Raw genomic sequence first — 17,857 nt, 5'->3', positions numbered from 1 at the left:
AGGATGCCGCGTGCGACTCTCAGCAGTTCGGCCACCTGGGGGCTGGTCAGCGAGTAGTAGACGTTCGAGCCCTCCTTGCGGGTCGCCACCAGGTTGGCGCGGCGCAGTACGGCCAGTTGCTGGGAGAGGTGCGCGGGCTCGATGCCGACTTCGGGCAGCATCTCGGCCACCGCGTGCTCACGCTCGCTCAGCAGCTCGAGCACCCGGATGCGGGCCGGGTGGCCCAGTGTCTTGAAGAACTCCGCCTTGAGCTGGTACAGCGGCGCGCTCACCGGAACCGCCTTCGGGTCCTGCCGTGCGCGGCGCGGCGTGGGCATCCGTCACCGGCCACCTCGGTCGGCGCTTCGGCCGGCGCCCCGGTTGTCACCTTGGTCGTCACCATGGGGCCATCCTCGCCGGTCGGCCGCCGCGCGGTGACCCCGGCCCGCGCAAGGCGTGGAGGGGGCGCCGGCGGGCCCGCGGCGGCGCCCCCGCCGGGGTGCCGTGCGGCGCGGCGGGACGTGTCAGCGGGTGCCGTCCGGGGTGGGCCAGTTGGTGGTGTGCCAGCGCTGCCGTGTCCCGGCCGGTGCGTGGTGCGCGGACAGCGCGGTGGCGAGGTCGCGGTGGACGGTGAGGGCGGGGCCGGTCTCGTCGGGCACGAGGGAGCCGTCGGCCGGGATGGCGGCCAGTTCCAGGGGGCGGCCCAGGGCGGCGAGCCGGTCGGCCGCCGCGCGGATCGCGAGCTGCCCTTCGGCGGACCAGCCGTGCAACTCGGTCAGGTCGAGGATGACCGGGCCGCCGCCGCGTGCCACCACCCAGCCGACGGCCCCGTTGAACCGTGCCGTCGCGCGCGTGCCGAGGAAGCCGGCGACGGACAGGACACCGAGGTCGTGCCGGTCGTCGTAGCGCCATTCGATGGTCATGTCACCGCTTTCTCGTCGACGGTTTCCTCGCCGGCGGGTGTGGTCCGCCGGCCGGCCGCGCGGCCGGGCAGGAGGCCGGCGGTTCGCAGGTGGCGGCGGGCGGCCTCGATGGCCTCGGGAGTGGTGCGGAACTCGCGGCCGCCGGACCGCAGCAGTTCCAGCGTGCCGGTGGAGTCCAGGACCTGCCGCTGCGTTTCCCGCACGCCGGAGGTCAGTACGACGATGCCGCGCCGGTTCAGCTTCTCGACCGCGTCCTTGAGTACCAGGGCGCCGGTGGCGTCGATGGTCGTGACCCGGGACATGCGGAGGACGACCACGTGGACGTCCGCGACCTCGGACAGTTCGAGCAGGAAGCGGTGGGCGGCGGCGAAGAACATCGGACCGTCGACGCGGAAGACGACGATGTGCTCGGCCAGCAGGCGGCGTTCCTCGTCGCTGTGGTCGCCGGGCAGGTCGGGCGGGAGGTCGACCTGGTCGAGCCGGGCCTGCCCGGCCACGGCCCGCAGGGCGAGCGCTCCGGCCGCCAGCAGGCCGAGGATCACCGCGTGGACGAGGTCGAGGACCACGGTCGCGACGGCCGTCAGGACGAGGGTCAGCGCGTCCGAGCGGGTGGCCTTGGCCATGACCCGGAGCGAGCCGACCTCGACCATGCGGACCGCGGTGGCCAGCAGCACGCCGGCCAGCGCCGCCAGCGGGATCTTCGACACCAGCGGCGCGGCCGCGAACACGATCACCGCGAGCACGGCGGCGTGGGTGAGGGCGGCGAGCCGGGAGCGGGCGCCGGTCCGGACGTTGACGGCGGTGCGGGCGATGGCGGCCGTGGCCGGGACGCCGCCGAACAGCGGGGCGGCCAGGTTGGCCACGCCCTGACCGAACAGTTCGCGGTCCGGGTCGTGCCGCTGGCCCACGGTCATCCCGTCCGCGACGGTCGCGGACAGCAGCGACTCCAGCGCGGCGAGCGCGGCCACCGCCACCGCGGGCGCCAGCAGTGCGGACAGCGCGCCCAGGTCGAGGAAGGCGAGTGAGGGTGCCGGAAGGCCGGAGGGAAGGTCGCCGATGGGTGTGGCGGAGTCCAGGTCGAAGAGCTGTGTGACGGCGGTGGCGGCGATCACCGCGAGGATCGAGAACGGTACGCCGGGACGCCAGCGCGCCCCGGCGAGCATGGCGGCCGCGACTCCGGCGGCCAGGGCGAGGGCGGTCCAGTTCGGTGCGGTCGCGAACGTCCGGACGGCGTGCCAGGCGACGGTGAGGACCCGTTCGCCCTCCGCCTCGGCCACGCCCAGCGCCTGCGGGACCTGCTGGAGGCCGATGACACAGGCGATGCCGAGTGTGAAGCCCTCCACCACCGGGGCGGGCACGTACCGCATGTACCTGCCGGTCCGGAGCAGCGCCAGCGCGATCAGCAGGGCCCCGGCGATCAGCCCGACGGTGAGGACTCCGCCGGGGCCGTACTGGGCGACGATCGGTACGAGGACCACGGTCATGGCCCCGGTCGGGCCGGAGACCTGGAGGTTCGAGCCGCCGAAGACGGCGGCCAGCGCGCCCGCGACGACCGCGGTCGCCAGGCCGGCCTCGGCGCCGAGGCCGGAGGAGACCCCGAAGCCGAGTGCGAGTGGCAGGGCGACGATCGCCACGGTCAGCCCGGCCAGCAGGTCCCGGCGCGGGTCGCGGGCCATGGCGGTGAGGTCGCCGCGGGCGGGCAGCAGGAGGCGTACCGATCGCCACGCCCGTGCGGTCGCGGAACTCACGTCGCCGCGCCTTCCGACGCGCGGAGCTCGGCCAGCAGTTCGTGCCGACCGGCCAGCATCTCGGTCAGGATCGCGCGCGCGGCCCGCAGCAGGTCGGCGACGTCGCCGCAGGCCAGCTGGTAGACGACGGTGGTGCCGTTCCGCCGGGAGGTGACGATCCCGGACCGGCGGAGGACCGCGAGCTGCTGGCTGAGGCTGGCGGGCTCCACCTCGATGCGGCCGCGCAGCGCGCGTACCGGGGTCGGCCCGTCCTGGAGGATCTCCAGCACCCGGATGCGCACGGGGTGGCCGAGCATCCGGAAGAACTCGGCCTTGGCCTGGTACAGCGGGATGGACACGCCTCGCGAACCTCGCTCCCGCTCTCACGCACACACCGGCAACCCGTTCACCAAAGCATGTAAGCAATTGCGAAATTTCGCAAGTCGTCAGCCGAGCGCTAGCCTGAAGGTGTGAACGAGACCCCGTCACCCTGCCCGAAGTGCTCCTGCGAGTACACCTACGAGATGAACGCCCTGGTGGTGTGCCCCGAGTGCGCCCACGAGTGGGTGCCCTCCGAGGCGGCCACGGAGGGCGGCGGCGCGCCCGAGGAGCGGGTCGTCAGGGACGCGGTGGGCAACGTGCTGCATGACGGCGACGACGTGACGGTGGTCAGGGCGCTCAAGGTCAAGGGCAGCCCGTCCGGCATCAAGGCCGGCACGAAGGTGCGCGGCATCCGGCTCGTCGACGGCGTCGACGGCCACGACATCGACTGCCGGATCGACGGCTTCGGAGCCATGCAGCTCAAGTCCGGCGTGGTGAAGAAGGCCTGACCCCGGCGGCCTTCGAGGCGCTCCTCAGGGCAGCACGCGGACGGGGTCGCCCGCCAGGTAGGCGGTGATGTTCTCGACGGCCTGGCCGTAGTACGTGCGGTAGTTGTCCTGGGAGACGTAGCCGAGGTGCGGGGTGGCGAGGAGGCGGGGCGCGCTGCGCACGGGGTGGTCGGCGGGCAGCGGCTCGGTGTCGAAGACGTCGACGCCGGCTCCGGCGAGGTGCCCCTCGTGCAGCGCGGTGAGCAGCGCGTCCTGGTCGACGAGGGCCGAGCGGGAGGTGTTGACCAGGTACGCGGTCGGCTTGAGCAGGGCCAGCTCACGGGCGCCGACGATACCCCGGGTGCGCTCGCCGAGGACGAGGTGCAGGGAGACGAAGTCGCTCTCGCGGAGCAGGTCTTCCTTGGAGGCGGCGAGTTGTACGCCGACCTCGTCGGCCCGGTCCCTGGTGAGGTTCTGGCTCCAGGCCGTCACCTCCATACCGAAGGCGAGGCCGATCCGCGCGACCCGGGCGCCGATCTTTCCCAGGCCGAGCAGTCCGAGGCGGCGGCCGTGCAGATCGGTGCCGACGGTGGACTGCCAGGGGCCGCCGCCGCGCAGGTTGTTGTTCTCGGCGACGAGGCCCCGGGCCAGGCCGAGCAGCAGTGCCCAGGTCAGCTCGACGGGTGGGGTGGACGAGCTCCGGGTGCCGCAGACGGTGACGCCGTTGCGCTCGGCCGCCGCGAAGTCGATCACCGAGTTGCGCATGCCGGAGGCGACGAGCAGCCGTAGCCGGGGCAGCCGGTCGAGGAGGGAGGCGGGGAAGGGGACGCGCTCCCGGAGGGTGACGACGAGGTCGAAGTCGGCGAGGGCGTCGGCGAGTTGGTCCTCGGTGGGGAAGTGCTCGGTGAAGCTGACTACCTCGACCCGGTCCTGGACGGGGGCCCAGTCGGCCATCGTGGCGGCCACGTTCTGGAAGTCGTCGAGTACGGCGCAGCGCAGCCGCATGGTGTTCCTCTCTGCGGGGAAGCGGGTGCGCTCGGTCAGCCGGTGAAGCCGCGGTCGCCCAGTGCCTTCTCGATGCGGGCGCGGTGGTCGCGTTCCCACGCGTCGAGGCCGCCGGCGGCCTCCTCGGCGAGCTTCGCCCTGGCCGCTGCGAGGATCTCCGTCCGGCGGGCGGCGGGGGTGACGACAACGCCCTCCTCGTCGGCGACGACGATGTCTCCGGGGTGTACCAGGACCCCGCCGACGCGGGCGGGTTCGCCGAGCGAGCCGATCCGCTCCCTGGTGCCGGGGATCGGGATGACGCCGCGGGAGAAGACGGGGAAGCCGGCTTCCCGCACCTCGCCGAGGTCGCGGATGACGCCGTCGACGACAAACGCCGCGACGCCCCGGCGCTGGGCCACGGCGCAGACGTTGCCGCCGGCGAGCGCGTGGTCGACGTCGCCGGACTCCACGACGATGACCGAACCCGGCTCGGCGCGGTAGATCGCGGCGTGCAGCATCAGGTTGTCGCCGGGCTCGCAGCGCACGGTGTAGGCGGGGCCGGCGACGCGCGGGCTGTTCCACAGCGGGCGGATGCCGATGTCCATGACCTGGGCGCGGCCGAGCAGGTCGGCGAGGGTGGTGGGGGGAAGGTCCCTGAAGTCGGTGTCCATGCGGTGGTCCTCGTCTCTCGGGCCGCCCGGACCTCGTGGCGACGGCGCCGTGCGCCCGGTCGGTCCCCTCGGGAGTGTGGTCGCCCCAAGTCTCACCGGTGTGGCGGACGGGCGCGGTGTCAGGGGTGGTTGAGAGTGGGCCTGTCCGGACAAGCTGAGGGCTCGACCGGGGGAGAGGGGGCCATCCCAGGGGGAGATAGTTGAATGTTGTTGAATATGATTATCACGTGCTAGCGTCCGGGCCGGTAAGCAGCCGTCCGAGAATGAGCTGGAACAAACCGTGCGCCTTCGCAAACACACACCCTTCGTCCCGGTGGCGGTCGCCACCACCCTCCTGGCCACGGGTTGCTTCGCCTCCACTTCCGGGCCGGTCGACGGCGAGCAGCGGCTGCGCGTCGTGATGATGCTGCCGCCGCGCTCGGGTCTCTCCCCGCTCAGCGACGACGCCTTCAAGCTCTCCCGCTGGAGCACGGCCGAGACCCTGGTGACACTGGACGCCAACGGCGACCCGCGGCCGGCGCTCGCGGAGAAGTGGCGCTGGTCGGACGAGCGGACCTGGACGTTCACCCTCCGCTCGGGAGTGACGTTCCACGACGGCACTCCGCTCACCGCGAAGGACGTCGTGCGCTCGCTCACCCGGGCCGCCGGCGCCGCGCCCAAGCCGCGCATCCTCGACGGCGTGGAACTCGCCGTCGCCGGCAAGGGTGACACCGTGTCCGTCACCACGGCCGTCGCTGACCCGTTGCTTCCGCAACGGCTCTCCTCGCCCCAGCTGTCGATCCTGGCCGCTCGTGCCTACCGGGGGAAGACGGTCGACCCGGTCGGGGCCGGGACCGGCGCGTTTGTCCTCAAGAAGGTCAACGGCACCAGCTCGGCCACGCTTGATCGCAACGAGGACTACTGGGGCGGCCGCCCCAAGGCGCCCGGCATCGACGTGCGTTTTGTGCCGGACGGCACCGCGCGCGCCGCCGCCCTGCGCAGCGGCGAGGCGGACATCGTGGAGGCGGTGCCGGTCTCCCAGGCGTCGCTGCTGAAGGAGGACCAGATCACCGAGGTCCCCATGCCGCGCACCAACACCCTCTACCTCAACACCCGGCGCGGTGTGTTCCGCGACCCCGCGATGCGCGCCGCCGCCCGCGCGGCCGTCGACGCCGAACCGCTGGTCAAGGGCGTGTACGAGGGCCGCGCGGACGTCGCCGAGGGACTGCTGGGCCCCGCCATCCCCTGGGCGAAGCAGCGGCCCGAGCGCGCGAAGCGGACGCCGGCCGGCGACCCGAAGGGACGGCGGATCACGATCGGCACCTTCACCGACCGCGCCGAACTGCCCGAGGTCGCCGCCGCGCTGCAACAGCAGCTCCGCACGGCGGGGTTCCGGGTGAAGCTGGAGATCCGCGAGTACGCGAACATCGAGTCCGACGCGCTGGCCGGCAAGTTCGACGCCTTTGTCCTCTCCCGCGCGACGGTGCTGGACTCCGGCGACCCGGCCGCCTACCTCTACAGCGACTTCGCCGGCGACGGCTCGTTCAACATCTCCCAACTCGCCGACCCCGCCGTCGACAAGGCGCTGGAGAAGGCGTCCTCCACGCCCACCGGAGCCGCCCGCCGCAAGGCGGTCCTGGAGGCGGAGGCCGCCGTCCTGAACACCGACGCGGCCGTCCCCATGCTGCACGAGCGGGTGATCCAGGGTGACGCCGCCAACGTCGTGAACTCGGCGAAGGACCCGCGCGAACGACTGCTGGTCACGGCCGACACCCACCTCAGGTGAGCATCACCACCGCGACCGCCCGCGCGGCGGCGGTCCTCACCGTTGTCGCCGCCATCGGTCTGCTCCCATGGCTCTCCGGCCGGGACGCGGCGCTCAGCGTGCTACGCGCCCGGTCGGCCGAACAGGAGCCCACCGAGGAGGCGTTGGCCGCGATCCGCGAGGACCTCGGCCTCGGCGCCGGACCGCTGTCCCTGCTGGCCCGGTGGGCCGGCGGGCTGCTGCGCGGCGACCTCGGCCACTCCTGGGTCTCCGGCGCCGAGGTGCTTCCCTCGGTCCTCGCCGGGCTCGGCGTGTCACTGGGCCTGATGGCCGCGTCCCTTGTGGTGGCGCTGCTGGTCGCCGTCGCCCTGTGCGTGCCGACCGTGCTGCGCGGAGTGCGTGGCGTGCACGGCGGCTCCCGCCGCCGCGGCTCCCGTGGCGGCACACGGGAAGGCGGTGGCGCCGTCGCCGGAATGCTCGCCTCCGTACCGGAGTTCCTGCTGGCGACGCTGCTGCTGGTCGTGCTCGGGGTCTGGGCGGGGCTGCTGCCGACGTCCGGTTGGCAGGGCCCGTCCTCGGTGGTGCTGCCCGCTCTCGCGATGGGCGTGCCGGCCGGCGGACTGCTCGGCCGGCTGGTCGCCGACGCGCTGCCCGCCGTGTTCGCGGAACGCTGGGTGGGGCTGTGGCGGGCGTCCGGGGTGTCCGCGCCGCGCGTCGCGGGCGCCGCGCTGCGACGGTCGCTGCCGGCGCTGCTGCCGCAGTTCGGGCTGGTCGCGGTGGCGGTGACGGGCGGGGCGGTCGCCGTGGAGACGGTCTTCGCCGTACCCGGCATCGGCCGTACGGCGCTGGGGGCGGCGAAGGCGCAGGACCTGCCGCTGCTGCAGGGCGCCGTGCTCGCGCTGCTGCTCGTCGGCCTCACGGCGGGCGCGCTGGCGCATCTCGCGCGGCTCAGGCTGCTCGGCCCCGGGCTGCGGGACGCCGCTCTCGCGCTGCCCGCACCGCCCCGCGCCCCCGCCGGCGGGGCCCGGTGGCTGCTGCCGGCCGCGCTGGGGACCGTGCTGCTGGTCGTCGTCGGCTGGGGGCTGACACGCGACCCGCTCACCGTGGACGTCGCCACCCGGCTGGCCGCGCCCTCCTGGGCCCATCCGCTGGGCACCGACGCGCTCGGCCGCGACGTGCTCGCACGACTCGGCCACGGCGCGGCCGCCACCGTCGGAATCGCCCTGGCCGTCTGCCTGTTCAGCTACCTGTTCGCCCTCGTGATCGGCTTCCTGCCCGAGGTTTCGGCAGGAGTGGCGGACGTCGCGAACGCGCTGCCGCCGGTGATCGTCGGCGTGCTGGTCGCCGCCGCGCTCGGACCGGGCGCGGCGGGCGCGTCCGTGGCGGTCGCCCTGGTGTCCTGGCCGCCGCTGGCCGCGCACGCCGCCGCACTGGTGCAGGAGACACGGGCGGCCGGCTTCCTCACCGCGCAGAAGGCGATCGGCTCGACCCGCCGCTGGGTGCTGACCCGGCACGTCCTGCCGTCCGTCGCCGGACCCGTGGCCCGCCACGCGGTGCTGCGACTGCCGGGCGTCGCGCTGGCGCTCGCCTCCCTCGGCTTCCTCGGCCTCGGCGCCCAACCGCCCGCCCCTGAATGGGGGTTGCTGCTGGACGAGTCCCGCGCCTACGTCGAGCGGGCGCCCTGGGCGGCGCTCGCGCCGGCCGCCGCGCTGGCGCTGCTCGCCGGCTTCGCGGTCTCCCTCTCCACCCTCACTCCCGGCGCCGGCCGGGCCCGTACGGGGGTGGGGGCATGACACAACGCCCGACGCTGCTGTCCGTCACCGACCTGCGGGTGGGCTTCCCCGACGGGCCGAAGGGGCGCGAGACGCTGCACGCGGTACGCGACGTGTCGTTCGACCTGGCCGAGGGCGAGGTCCTCGCGCTGGTCGGCGAGTCGGGGGCGGGCAAGTCGCTGACCGCCCGGGTGCTGCTCGGCATGGCCCCGCCGGCCGCCCGGACATCCGGGTCCGTACGGTTCCGGGGCCGCGAGCTGCTCGGCGCGTCCCGGTCCGGGTACGCCGGGCTGTGGGGGCGCCACGTCGCGTTTGTGCCGCAGGACGCGCTGTCGGTCCTCAGCCCGGTGCACACCGTCGGCGACCAACTGGCCGCCGCCGTGAGGTCGGTACGCCGGACCGGCCGCGCCGAGGCGCGCGCGGCGGCGGTCGCGGCGCTGGACCGGGTGGGCATCGCCGACGCCGCCCGGCGGGCCGGCGCCTATCCGCACGAGTTCTCCGGCGGCATGCGGCAGCGGGCCGTCATCGCCATGGCGATGATCAACGAACCCGACCTCGTCGTCGCCGACGAACCGACCACCGCACTCGACCCGGACGTCCAGGAACAGGTCCTGGGCCTGCTGGCGTCCCTGCGCGAGACAACCGGCGCCGCCCTGCTGCTGGTCACCCACGACCTCGACGTGGTGGCCCGGCACGCCGACCGGGTGCTTGTCCTGTACGCGGGCGAGACCGCGGAACACGGGCCGGTGGAGCGGGTGCTGGGCCGGCCACGCGCCCCCTACACGGCCGGGCTGCTCGCCTCCCTGCCGCCCGGGGAACCCACCGGGAGCCGCCTCCTCCCGGTCATCAACGGCTCCCCGCCCACCCTCCGGGAGGCGTCCTCGTCGCCGGGCTGCGCCTTCGCGCCGCGCTGCCCGCTGGCCGCCGACCCCTGCCGCACACGCCGCCCGACACCGTCCGAGGTCGACGCCGGGCACCTCGTCTCCTGCCACCGCCTGACGGACGTCCCCGACGTGCCGACATGCCTGTTCCAGCCCGGGGGGAACGGATGACACCGCTGCTGGACGTACGGGACCTCACCGTCCGCTACCCCGGTCGGAACCGGCGGTCGGCGCCGGTGCGGGCCGTCGACGGGGTCTCCTTCGAGGTGTCGGCGGGGGAGACGCTGGCGCTGGTGGGCGCCTCCGGCTCGGGGAAGTCGAGTACGGCCGCCGCCGTCCTGCTGCTGCGCCGCCCGGACGGCGGCGAGGTGTGGTTCGACGGACGCGAGCTGACCGCGCTCGACGAGGCGGCGCTGCGTGCCGTCCGCCCGGCCGTGCAGCCGGTCTTCCAGGACCCCTACGGCTCCCTGAGCCCACGGCTGCGGATCCGGGACGCCCTCGCCGAACCGCTGCGCGTCCAGAAACGCTGGGACCCCGTCGCCGGCCCCGCGCGGGTCGCGGAACTGCTGGACACCGTCGGCCTCGACCAGCGGCTCGCCGACCGCCGCCCCCACGAACTCTCCGGCGGCCAGTGTCAACGCGTGGGCATCGCACGGGCGTTGGCGAGCGAACCGCGGCTGCTGGTGCTGGACGAACCGGTCTCGGCACTCGACCCGTCCGTTCGCGCGGGCGTGCTGAACCTGCTGGTCGGACTCCAGGAACGGCTCGGTCTCGCCTACCTCTTCATCTGCCACGACATGGCCGTCGTCCGGCACTTCGCGCACCGTGTCGCCGTGCTCTCCAGCGGGCGGATCGCACGGACGACCACCGCCCGCGCCCTCTACCCGACCGGGACAGCGCGTCCGAAGACCGCCGTCGACACACGGAAGGCGGCAGCCACATGACCTGGACGGTCGGTCCCCTGCGGGCCGCTCCCGGAACGACCGCGCGCGGCGGGGTCCCCGTCGACCTCGGCACGACCACCGTGGAGCTCCCGCTGACACTCGTCCACGGCCACCGGCCGGGGCCCCGCGTGGTGATCACCGCCGGGATGCACGGCGGGGAGTTCGTCGGCGTCGACGCGGCCGTCCGGCTCGCGGCCGCGCTGAAGCCGGACGCCGTGCACGGCCGGGTCGCGATCTGCCCGGTCGCCAACCCGCCGGCCGTGTACCACGGCCGCCTCGACGCCTCACCACTCGACGGGGTGAACATCAACCGGGTCTTCCCCGGCGACCGACGCGGCACACCCACCGAACGGCTGGCCGCCTGGCACGTGGAACACCTCGTCGCCGGCGCGGACGCCTACCTCGACCTGCACTCCGGCGGCATCGACGAGGACCTGACCGACTTCGTCGGCTACCGCCTCACCGGCGACCCCCGACTCGACGACAGGGCCCGCCGCATGGCCCACCACCTCGGCGTCCAGGACGTCGTCTTCGGCAGGGAGGCGAACGGCGGCAACAGCCACGCGGCCGCCGCCCGCCTCGGGGTGCCGGCGGTACTCGTCGAGACGGGCGACCGGGGCCGCCGCGAGCCGGCGACCGCCGCCCGGCTCGCCGACAACGTGCTCGGCCTGCTCACCGAACTCGGCGTCGTCGGGGCCGGCGTCGTCGAAGCCGGTGCCGTGGAACCCGGCGTCGTCGGGCCCGAGGCCGCGCCCGCCCCGCGCCGCGACCCCGCGCCACCGCGTCACCGGGTCCGCGAATGGGTCTGGGCCGGCGCGGTCACGGCCGGGGCCACCGGCCTGTGGTACCCCACCGCCACCGCCGGGGAGGACGTCACCGCCGGCCGGCCGATCGGCAGGCTCGTCGACCCCGCCGACGGACGCACCACGCCCGTCATCTCGCCCGCCACCGGCCGGGTCTTCTACAACTCCCACGCCCTGACCGTCGCCGCCGGCGACGAACTGGCGGCCATCGCCGCACCGCATACCGAAGGCCACCGACCGGCGTCAGCGGCGCGGTAGGCCGGGGCGTCCTCTTTCGGCCACCGCGCCCCGATCCCGCCTCCCCTTGTCTAGAGTGGGCTGAATGCCAAGGCCCCTGGGCAGAACACGAGTAGAGGCCCCTCCAGGAGAGCGAAGCCACCAGTGAGCAGCCACCTGCCCCTTCAGCCCGAGGACACCGAGGGCTTCGAGCGTGCCCTGGACCGCGCCTTCGCCGACCCCGAGGTCCGCTCCTCCCTCGCCGACGCCGAGGAGGGCACCGAACTGCGGGTGCGCGGCGAGGCCAAGCGCGCGACCGGCAGGATCATGGCGACCGCCGACGACGAGTACCGCCGCTACCGGTCGGGCCGCGAGTCGGACGTCACGCCGGCGGAGGGCGCGGAGCGGGAGCGGAGCCGGCCGCTGGTCTCCGCGCTGATGGTGGGCGGACTGCTGGTCTCCGTGGCCGGCGCGCTGCTGCTGCTTGTGCTCGGCTACCTGTTCGGACTCGGCGACGGCGAGAGCGAGTTCGCCGCCTCGCTGCTGAACGCAGCCCGCACGTTCGGCATCGTCGCACTGGCGCTGGGGGCGCTCGGGGCGGTCTCGGTGGTGCGGACGGCGCTCCGGCACCGCGCCGACGGGACCCGCCCGGTGGCGGAGGAACTGTCGGAGGAGACGCTGCGGGCCCGGGAGGAGTGGGTCGACGCGCTGTTCGAGAGGGGCACGCTGCCGTTCCTCCGGCGCCGGCTCACGGCAGCCGAGGGTACGTCGGACGTGCCCTCCCCACGGCCCCGTTCGACCGGGCGCAGGTTCAGCACCGGCGGCTTCTCGAGCGGCCAGGTCTCCAGTGGCAGCTTCAAGACCGGCCAGGTCTCCAGCGGAGGTTTCCAGAGCGGCCAGGTCTCCTCCGGAGGCTTCAAGACCGGCGAGGTGTCGTCCGGTTCCTTTGAGACGGGTCAGTTCGAGACCGGCCAGTTCGAGACGGGTCAGTTCGAGAGCGGCGAGTTCCGCGGCGGCGGCTACAAGAGCGGGGGCGTCGCCTCCGGCGGCTTCCGCGGCGGCGGCTTCGGCTCGAAGCCGCCGGGGAGCGGCGCGTCCCCGGAAGGCCGCGCCACCGACGAGGAGTCGGAGCGCGCGAGGGGCGACGCCGACCGGCCCCCGCGCGGCGAGGGATAGGCACCGCACGCGCTGGGGGCGCCCGTAGTCCCGCAGGGCCCCCTTCTTGTAGTAACTCGCTTACGAAGCGCACGAATTGATGGCACGGTTGTATGTGGAGTGTGTGGGTACGGGTGCGGAAGGTGACCGGGGAGGCGCCGGTGCGGCCCGGCGAGCGAGGGGGATCGTTGTGAGCGGAACGGACGGCCGGCAGGCGTGGAACGGGGCGGGCGGCCAGGGGCCGACGGCCGGGGGCTGGCCCGTGGTGCCGCCGCCACCGAGCCGGCCGCCGACGGTCGGAGTGCCGGGTGAGCCGCGACGGGCGGCGCTGGTCGGGCTGCTCAACCTCTCGGGTCTCGGCCTCGGTTACGTCGCCCTGCGCCACTGGTGGTCCGCGGCGGCGTGCTGGGCGGCCGCCGCCGGGCTGCTGGCGGTGGCGCTGCCGGTCGAGCCGAGCGGGGTGCCGGGGGCCGCCGTCGCCGCGTTCGCGGTGGTGGTGCTGGCGGCGGCGCTGGACGGTGCCCGGCGCGGACTGCGCACGCCGGTGCTGCCGTTCCTCCGCCGTCCGGCGCTGGCGCTGCCGCTCGCGTTCCTGCTGCTCGCCGTTCCGGCGTCCGGCGCCGTCGCCTACGACGCGGCGCGCGGCGAGGCCGTGCAACAGGCGTTGCTCGACCGGCTGGAGGAGGCCGACAAGCTGGTCGAGGAAGTCCGCGACAAGGACTTCGAGGACGCCAGGCCGAGCTACCGCAAGGCGCTCGGCGTCTACGCGGACATCGGCAGCCGGCACGGCGACTCGCGGGCCGGCAGGCTTGTCCCCGAGCGGCTCGACACCTACTACCGGGCGGTCGCGCGGCCCTACGGCGGCAGGGACTACTGCGGGGCCGTCGAGCCGCTGCGGTACCTGCGCACGGTGCCGGACAAGGTCGACCGGGACGTGCTGGGGCGGCTGGCGGACTGGCCGAACCAGCGGCTGGCCCGTTCCTGGTTCGAGTGCGGGATGGAACGCCTCGGCTCGGTCCCCGAGGACAACGGCAACGGCGGCGGCCGCCATCTGGCCGACCTGCTCGACACCTTCCCCGAGTCCCCGCAGGCCCGCCGGGTGCAGACGGCGGTGAGCGACCGCATCAAGAGCCGCACGGACGAACTCGAGGGCGAGCGGACCTGTGACGTCGCCGACGAGCTGACCCGGGTGAGCGCGACCGTCGACGGACTGCCGGGCGACGCCGGCGCGGCACTGCGCGGCGACGCGAAGAAGGCGGTGGAGAAGGGCGCGTACGCCTGCGGGGTGCACGAGTTCAAGGAGAAGAGGTTCAGCTCGGCGCGGTCCAAGCTGACCCGGTTCGCCAACGAACACCGGGACAGCTCGCTGGCCGACCGGGCCCGGGACATCGCCATCGCCGCCGAGATCGCCCAGAGCCGTCCGGCCGCCGGGCGCGGCCTGCCGCCGGCGAAGGCGCCGGGCGGCGCCCGGATGCCGCTGACGGTCAGCAACGACGGGCAGGGGTCCGTGGAGATCCTCTACACCGGTCCGGTGACGGGCAAGGTGACCGTCAGGGGCTGTCCGGGCTGCACCGTCTACCCGACCCGGGCGGAGGCCAGGCAGAAGGCGTGCAAGGACTCGTCCAAGACCTACCCGAAGACGACGATCCGGCTGCCGGCCGGTGAGTACCACATCCTGTACAAGCGCAGCACGACCGCGACGATCAGCAGCCGCGGCCGCACCTACGCCGACGGCGCGCGCATCCGCCCCGGCTACACCTACACCGGCTGCACGTACGTGACGCGGGGCCTGGGCATCCAGTAGCCGGCGGCGGCCGGCCGGGACGAGATCGGTCGGGACGCAGCTGGCCGGCACGCGGGCGGCTGGGACGCGGGCGGTCGGGGTCAGTCGGGGTCGGGGACGGTGATGCCCTCGTCCTCGGCGACGACCTCCACCGCCCGCGCGGCGGTCCGGAGCCCGAGCGCGCGCAGCGCGTGGCAGGAGTCGACGAGCAGCCGTTCGGCCGCGTCGGCCATCGCCTCGCCGGCCTGGTCCCGCTCGGCCAGTTCCTGAGTGGTGCGGGCGTCCCGCAGGGCGTCGACGCGCGCGGCGAGGCGGTCGTGCCGCTCCTCGGCGTCCAGCAGCCGCCGTACGGTCCGCACGATCTCCTCGTCGGTGACGGGTTCGTTCATCAGGCCCTCCGTCGTTTTGTGTGGTGCCGCCGGGGAGGACGCCGTGGCATCGTCCCGGGTGGGCCCCGCGGTGGGGATTGTGAGCGAAGCCTCTCCGTGCGAAGCCTCTCCGGAGGGGGTGCTTCCGGACAGCTTTCTGAAGGCATATGCCAGCGGCTCGGGGGTCACATGCGGCAGATCTTGCGGTATGTCGCCCGCTTGACCGGAGGATCTTCGGGGAATGTGGCTCTCTGTTATGCGAGCCGCAAGATCATCTTGGTTCAATATCGTATGACCTGTCGGGGGTCGTCCTTATTCCGCCGCCCCGGTTCTCGCTGATTACTGACCGGTTCACCCTTTCGGGTACTCATGGCGGTGCTCGCCGGCCGACCGACCACCGTGCCGGCGCTTCCGATGACCAGGACGACATCCCCAGGGGGAACAGTCATGTCCCAAGTAAGTCGCCGTACCGTACTCGGTGCCACGGCCGGCACGTTGGCGGGCCTCGCCGTCGCGGGATCGTCCGCGCTCGGAGCCGGACTCGCCCGCGCGACGTCCTCCGACAGCCACCGGCCCCCGTCGACCGGCCTCAGGCCGTTCGACGAGGTCTACCGGGGGCGGCGCATCAAGGGCACGCCCACGACCGACGACGGCGGCCACCACGACCCGCACGCGGGCCACGAGGGCCACTCCGGTCATGGCGGCCACGCCGGCCACGGCGGTCAGGCGCACGACTTCGGCTACCGGGTGACCGTGGACGGCGAGGAACTGCACGTGATGCGGAACGCCGACGGCACCTGGATCAGCGTGGTGAACCACTACGAGACGTATCCGGAGCCGCGCGCGCTCGCCCGCGCCGCCGTCGTCGAACTCCAGGGCGCCGCCCTCGTCCCGCTCGCCCTCGCCTGACCGACCCGGAGTACCGCCATGACCGTACGCAAGAACCAGGCCCACCTCACCCGCGCCGAGAAGCGGCGCTTCGTCGACGCGCTGCTCGAACTCAAGAGCTCCGGCCGCTACGACGAGTTCGTCGACGTCCACAACGGCTTCATCATGGGCGACACCGACCACGGGGAGCGGGTGGGGCACCGCTCGCCGTCCTTCCTGCCCTGGCACCGCCGGTTCCTCATCGACTTCGAGCGGCGGCTCCAGGAGGTCGACCCGTCGGTGGCGCTGCCCTACTGGGACTGGACCGTGGACCGCACACCCACCGCGTCCCTGTGGGCGGCCGACTTCCTCGGCGGCACCGGGCGGGTCGGCGACGGCAAGGTGATGGACGGCGCGTTCGCCGAGACGTCCGGCTCCTGGTCGATCACCATACGCGTCGACCAACGGCCCTTTCTGCGCCGCGCGTTGGGTGCCGGCCGGCGGGAGCTGCCGACCCGCGCGGAGGTCGACGCCGTGCTCGCCATGCCGGTGTACGACGCGCCGCCGTGGAACAGCGCCTCCAGCGGCTTCCGCAACAACCTGGAGGGCTGGCGCGGCGCCGACCTGCACAACAGGGTGCACGTGTGGGTCGGCGGGCAGATGACCACCGGCGTGTCGCCCAACGACCCGGTCTTCTGGCTGCACCACGCGTTCGTGGACAAGCTGTGGGCCGACTGGCAGGCCCGCCACCCCCGCTCCTCCTACCTGCCGGTCGAACGGACCCGTAACGTGGTCGCGTTGAACGACACCATGCGGCCGTGGAACGACGTCACCCCGGCCGACATGCTCGACCACACGCCGTACTACACCTATGACGCCTGAGCCGCCGCGGCTCGGCCCGTCGAACGACAGCGACCCCAGGGAGCGACATGCCGGCGAAGAACGCCCGGGCGTACGTCAACGACAGGCAGGTGCGCTGCGCCTTCTGCGGACACGAACGCTTCAACGAGCGGTCCGTCAAGCTCAACACCGCCGGCATGTCGTTCTTCGACCTGGACTGGGCCAACAAGTCGGCGACGGGCCTGATCTGCGGGGACTGCGGGTACGTCCAGATGTTCCTGGAGCCGCGCATCCGCTGGGAGGAGTGAGGTGGGCACCGCTCACCGGGCCGCCCGCCGCCCCGCTACGGTGGTCCCGAACCGCGTGACCGACCGGAGCGGGACGGTCACGCACGGCCGGGGAGCTTGGGGGAGTACGGCATGGTCGACCCGATATCGCTGGCGACGGTGTCCGCCGCGCTGAGCGCGGCGGCACTGAGCATGGGCAACGAGGCGGGTCGCCGTGCCTGGGAGTCGGTCGGCGCGCTGGCCCGGCGGATCGTCGGCCGGGGTGTCGTGCCGCCCGAGGACCCGGCCGGGCGGGAGGAGCTGGCCCGGCGGCTGGTGGCGGGTGCCGCACTCGACCCGGAGCACGCCCGGCTGCTCCGGAGCTGGCTGCACAGCGGCCCCAGGCCCCGCCCGGTGACCGCGCGCCCTCGCCGACTCCCGGCATCGGTACGGCACTTCACCGACCGCAGGGACCTGCTGCGGGCGCTCACCAGGGAGGCGTCCCGGCGTGCCGACGGCCGCCCGCGGGTCGCGCTGCTGCACGGACCCGAGGGCATCGGCCGCAGCACCCTGGCCTACCACTGGGGCCACCAGGAGGCGGCCCGCTTCCCCGACGGCCAGCTGTACGTCGACCTCGGCGGCGCCGCCGGCACCGGCGGCGCCCGCGACGCGGCGACCGCGGCCCGGCTGCTGCTGGAGCAACTGGGCGTCGACCGGGCCGAGATCCCGCCCGGCGCCCGCGGCCGCGAGGATCGGTTCCGGGAGCTGACCGCCGAGCGCCGGCTGCTGGTCGTCCTGGACGACGCCTGCTCGGCCGGGCAGGTGGAGCCGCTGGTCTCCCCGCACCCGGGCGTCTTCACCCTTGTCACCGCGGGGCAGCGGCTGGCGGGCCTCGACACGCTCGCCCTGCCCGTCGGGCCGCTGTCCGACGGCGACGCCCGCCGGCTGCTGACCGCCCTGACCGGCAAGCGGGAGATGGCCGCCTGCCGCGCCGCGCTGCCCGGCGTGTTGGAGCGCTGCGCGGGGTCGCCGCTCGCGCTGCGGCAGGCCGCCGACCGGCTACCGCACCTGGCCGCCGCCGCCGGAGCCGCCGGGCCGCACGCCACCCGTCGCGGCCGCCCCACC

General features: G+C 74.2%; 18 protein-coding genes and 1 pseudogene. 12 read left to right on the top strand and 7 right to left on the bottom strand.

The annotated features are described in order from the left end of the window. The 4 genes from GL263_RS06965 to GL263_RS06950 form a co-directional block, all read right to left on the bottom strand. Window positions 1-272: ArsR/SmtB family transcription factor (locus GL263_RS06965; RefSeq protein WP_182854704.1), on the bottom strand; the 272-nt coding region annotated here is incomplete at its 3' end. A 231-nt stretch (window positions 273-503) separates the two neighbouring features. Further along, entirely contained in the window at window positions 504-902 is a 399-nt protein-coding gene (locus GL263_RS06960; RefSeq protein ID WP_182854703.1) for an anti-sigma factor antagonist, read from the bottom strand. After that, entirely contained in the window at window positions 899-2,650 is a 1,752-nt protein-coding gene (locus tag GL263_RS06955) for a SulP family inorganic anion transporter (protein WP_438947927.1), read from the bottom strand. The genes GL263_RS06960 and GL263_RS06955 overlap by 4 nt, the downstream gene beginning before the upstream one ends. Next, window positions 2,647-2,988, bottom strand: coding sequence for an ArsR/SmtB family transcription factor (locus tag GL263_RS06950; protein ID WP_182854702.1), 342 nt, complete (start codon window positions 2,986-2,988; stop codon window positions 2,647-2,649). The genes GL263_RS06955 and GL263_RS06950 overlap by 4 nt, the downstream gene beginning before the upstream one ends. A gap of 111 nt (window positions 2,989-3,099) precedes the next feature. Between GL263_RS06950 and GL263_RS06945 the strand changes: the two genes are divergently transcribed. Next, window positions 3,100-3,459, top strand: coding sequence for a zinc ribbon domain-containing protein YjdM (locus GL263_RS06945; protein WP_182854701.1), 360 nt, complete (start codon window positions 3,100-3,102; stop codon window positions 3,457-3,459). 24 nt (window positions 3,460-3,483) lie between these two features. Here the strand turns inward: GL263_RS06945 and GL263_RS06940 are convergent, their stop codons facing one another. Continuing rightward, entirely contained in the window at window positions 3,484-4,443 is a 960-nt protein-coding gene (locus GL263_RS06940; protein ID WP_182854700.1) for a D-2-hydroxyacid dehydrogenase family protein, read from the bottom strand. A 35-nt stretch (window positions 4,444-4,478) separates the two neighbouring features. Beyond that, the gene (locus GL263_RS06935; protein WP_182854699.1) at window positions 4,479-5,093 is read right to left on the bottom strand and encodes an RraA family protein; all 615 of its coding nucleotides are present in this window, start codon (window positions 5,091-5,093) and stop codon (window positions 4,479-4,481) included. A 280-nt stretch (window positions 5,094-5,373) separates the two neighbouring features. Between GL263_RS06935 and GL263_RS06930 the strand changes: the two genes are divergently transcribed. The 7 genes from GL263_RS06930 (at window position 5,374) to GL263_RS06900 (ending at window position 14,412) form a co-directional block, all read left to right on the top strand. Further along, window positions 5,374-6,858 carry an ABC transporter substrate-binding protein gene (locus GL263_RS06930; RefSeq protein ID WP_182854698.1) on the top strand — a complete coding sequence of 495 codons (1,485 nt, stop codon included), beginning with the start codon at window positions 5,374-5,376 and terminating at the stop codon, window positions 6,856-6,858. Next, window positions 6,855-8,630: an ABC transporter permease subunit gene (locus tag GL263_RS06925; RefSeq protein ID WP_182854697.1), complete on the top strand. Its 1,776-nt coding sequence runs from the start codon at window positions 6,855-6,857 to the stop codon at window positions 8,628-8,630. The genes GL263_RS06930 and GL263_RS06925 overlap by 4 nt, the downstream gene beginning before the upstream one ends. Continuing rightward, on the top strand, window positions 8,627-9,661 hold the full coding sequence (locus GL263_RS06920) for an ABC transporter ATP-binding protein (protein WP_182854696.1): 1,035 nt from the start codon (window positions 8,627-8,629) through the stop codon (window positions 9,659-9,661). Before GL263_RS06925 ends, GL263_RS06920 begins: the two co-directional genes overlap by 4 nt. Continuing rightward, window positions 9,658-10,434: an ATP-binding cassette domain-containing protein gene (locus GL263_RS06915; protein WP_182854695.1), complete on the top strand. Its 777-nt coding sequence runs from the start codon at window positions 9,658-9,660 to the stop codon at window positions 10,432-10,434. The genes GL263_RS06920 and GL263_RS06915 overlap by 4 nt, the downstream gene beginning before the upstream one ends. Continuing rightward, window positions 10,431-11,495 carry a M14 family metallopeptidase gene (locus GL263_RS06910; protein ID WP_182854694.1) on the top strand — a complete coding sequence of 355 codons (1,065 nt, stop codon included), beginning with the start codon at window positions 10,431-10,433 and terminating at the stop codon, window positions 11,493-11,495. Before GL263_RS06915 ends, GL263_RS06910 begins: the two co-directional genes overlap by 4 nt. Before the next feature lie 123 nt (window positions 11,496-11,618). Beyond that, window positions 11,619-12,629: a hypothetical protein gene (locus GL263_RS06905; RefSeq protein WP_182854693.1), complete on the top strand. Its 1,011-nt coding sequence runs from the start codon at window positions 11,619-11,621 to the stop codon at window positions 12,627-12,629. Window positions 12,630-12,798: 169 nt separating this feature from the next. After that, window positions 12,799-14,412 carry a hypothetical protein gene (locus tag GL263_RS06900; RefSeq protein ID WP_194377213.1) on the top strand — a complete coding sequence of 538 codons (1,614 nt, stop codon included), beginning with the start codon at window positions 12,799-12,801 and terminating at the stop codon, window positions 14,410-14,412. An 80-nt stretch (window positions 14,413-14,492) separates the two neighbouring features. On the opposite strand, the gene GL263_RS06895 is transcribed toward GL263_RS06900, so the two are convergent. Next, on the bottom strand, window positions 14,493-14,780 hold the full coding sequence (locus GL263_RS06895; RefSeq protein WP_182854692.1) for a hypothetical protein: 288 nt from the start codon (window positions 14,778-14,780) through the stop codon (window positions 14,493-14,495). 426 nt (window positions 14,781-15,206) lie between these two features. On the opposite strand from GL263_RS06895, the gene melC1 reads away from it, so the two are divergent. The 4 genes and pseudogenes from melC1 to GL263_RS06875 all read left to right on the top strand — a co-directional run. Beyond that, window positions 15,207-15,668, top strand: coding sequence for an apotyrosinase chaperone MelC1 (gene melC1, locus GL263_RS06890; protein ID WP_182854691.1), 462 nt, complete (start codon window positions 15,207-15,209; stop codon window positions 15,666-15,668). An 18-nt stretch (window positions 15,669-15,686) separates the two neighbouring features. Further along, window positions 15,687-16,508, top strand: a complete 822-nt coding sequence (gene melC2, locus GL263_RS06885; RefSeq protein WP_182854690.1) for a tyrosinase MelC2 — start codon at window positions 15,687-15,689, stop codon at window positions 16,506-16,508. Window positions 16,509-16,555: 47 nt separating this feature from the next. Further along, a complete protein-coding gene (locus GL263_RS06880; protein WP_182854689.1) occupies window positions 16,556-16,774 on the top strand; it encodes a DNA-binding protein in 219 nt (72 codons plus the stop codon). 111 nt (window positions 16,775-16,885) lie between these two features. Beyond that, window positions 16,886-17,857 (top strand): annotated as a pseudogene (locus GL263_RS06875) (tetratricopeptide repeat protein); the annotation flags it as partial.

Origin of the sequence: Streptomyces durbertensis, assembly GCF_014156695.1 — a bacterium.
Taxonomy (GTDB): domain Bacteria; phylum Actinomycetota; class Actinomycetes; order Streptomycetales; family Streptomycetaceae; genus Streptomyces; species Streptomyces durbertensis.
This window is presented reverse-complemented; position numbering and strand designations above follow the sequence as displayed.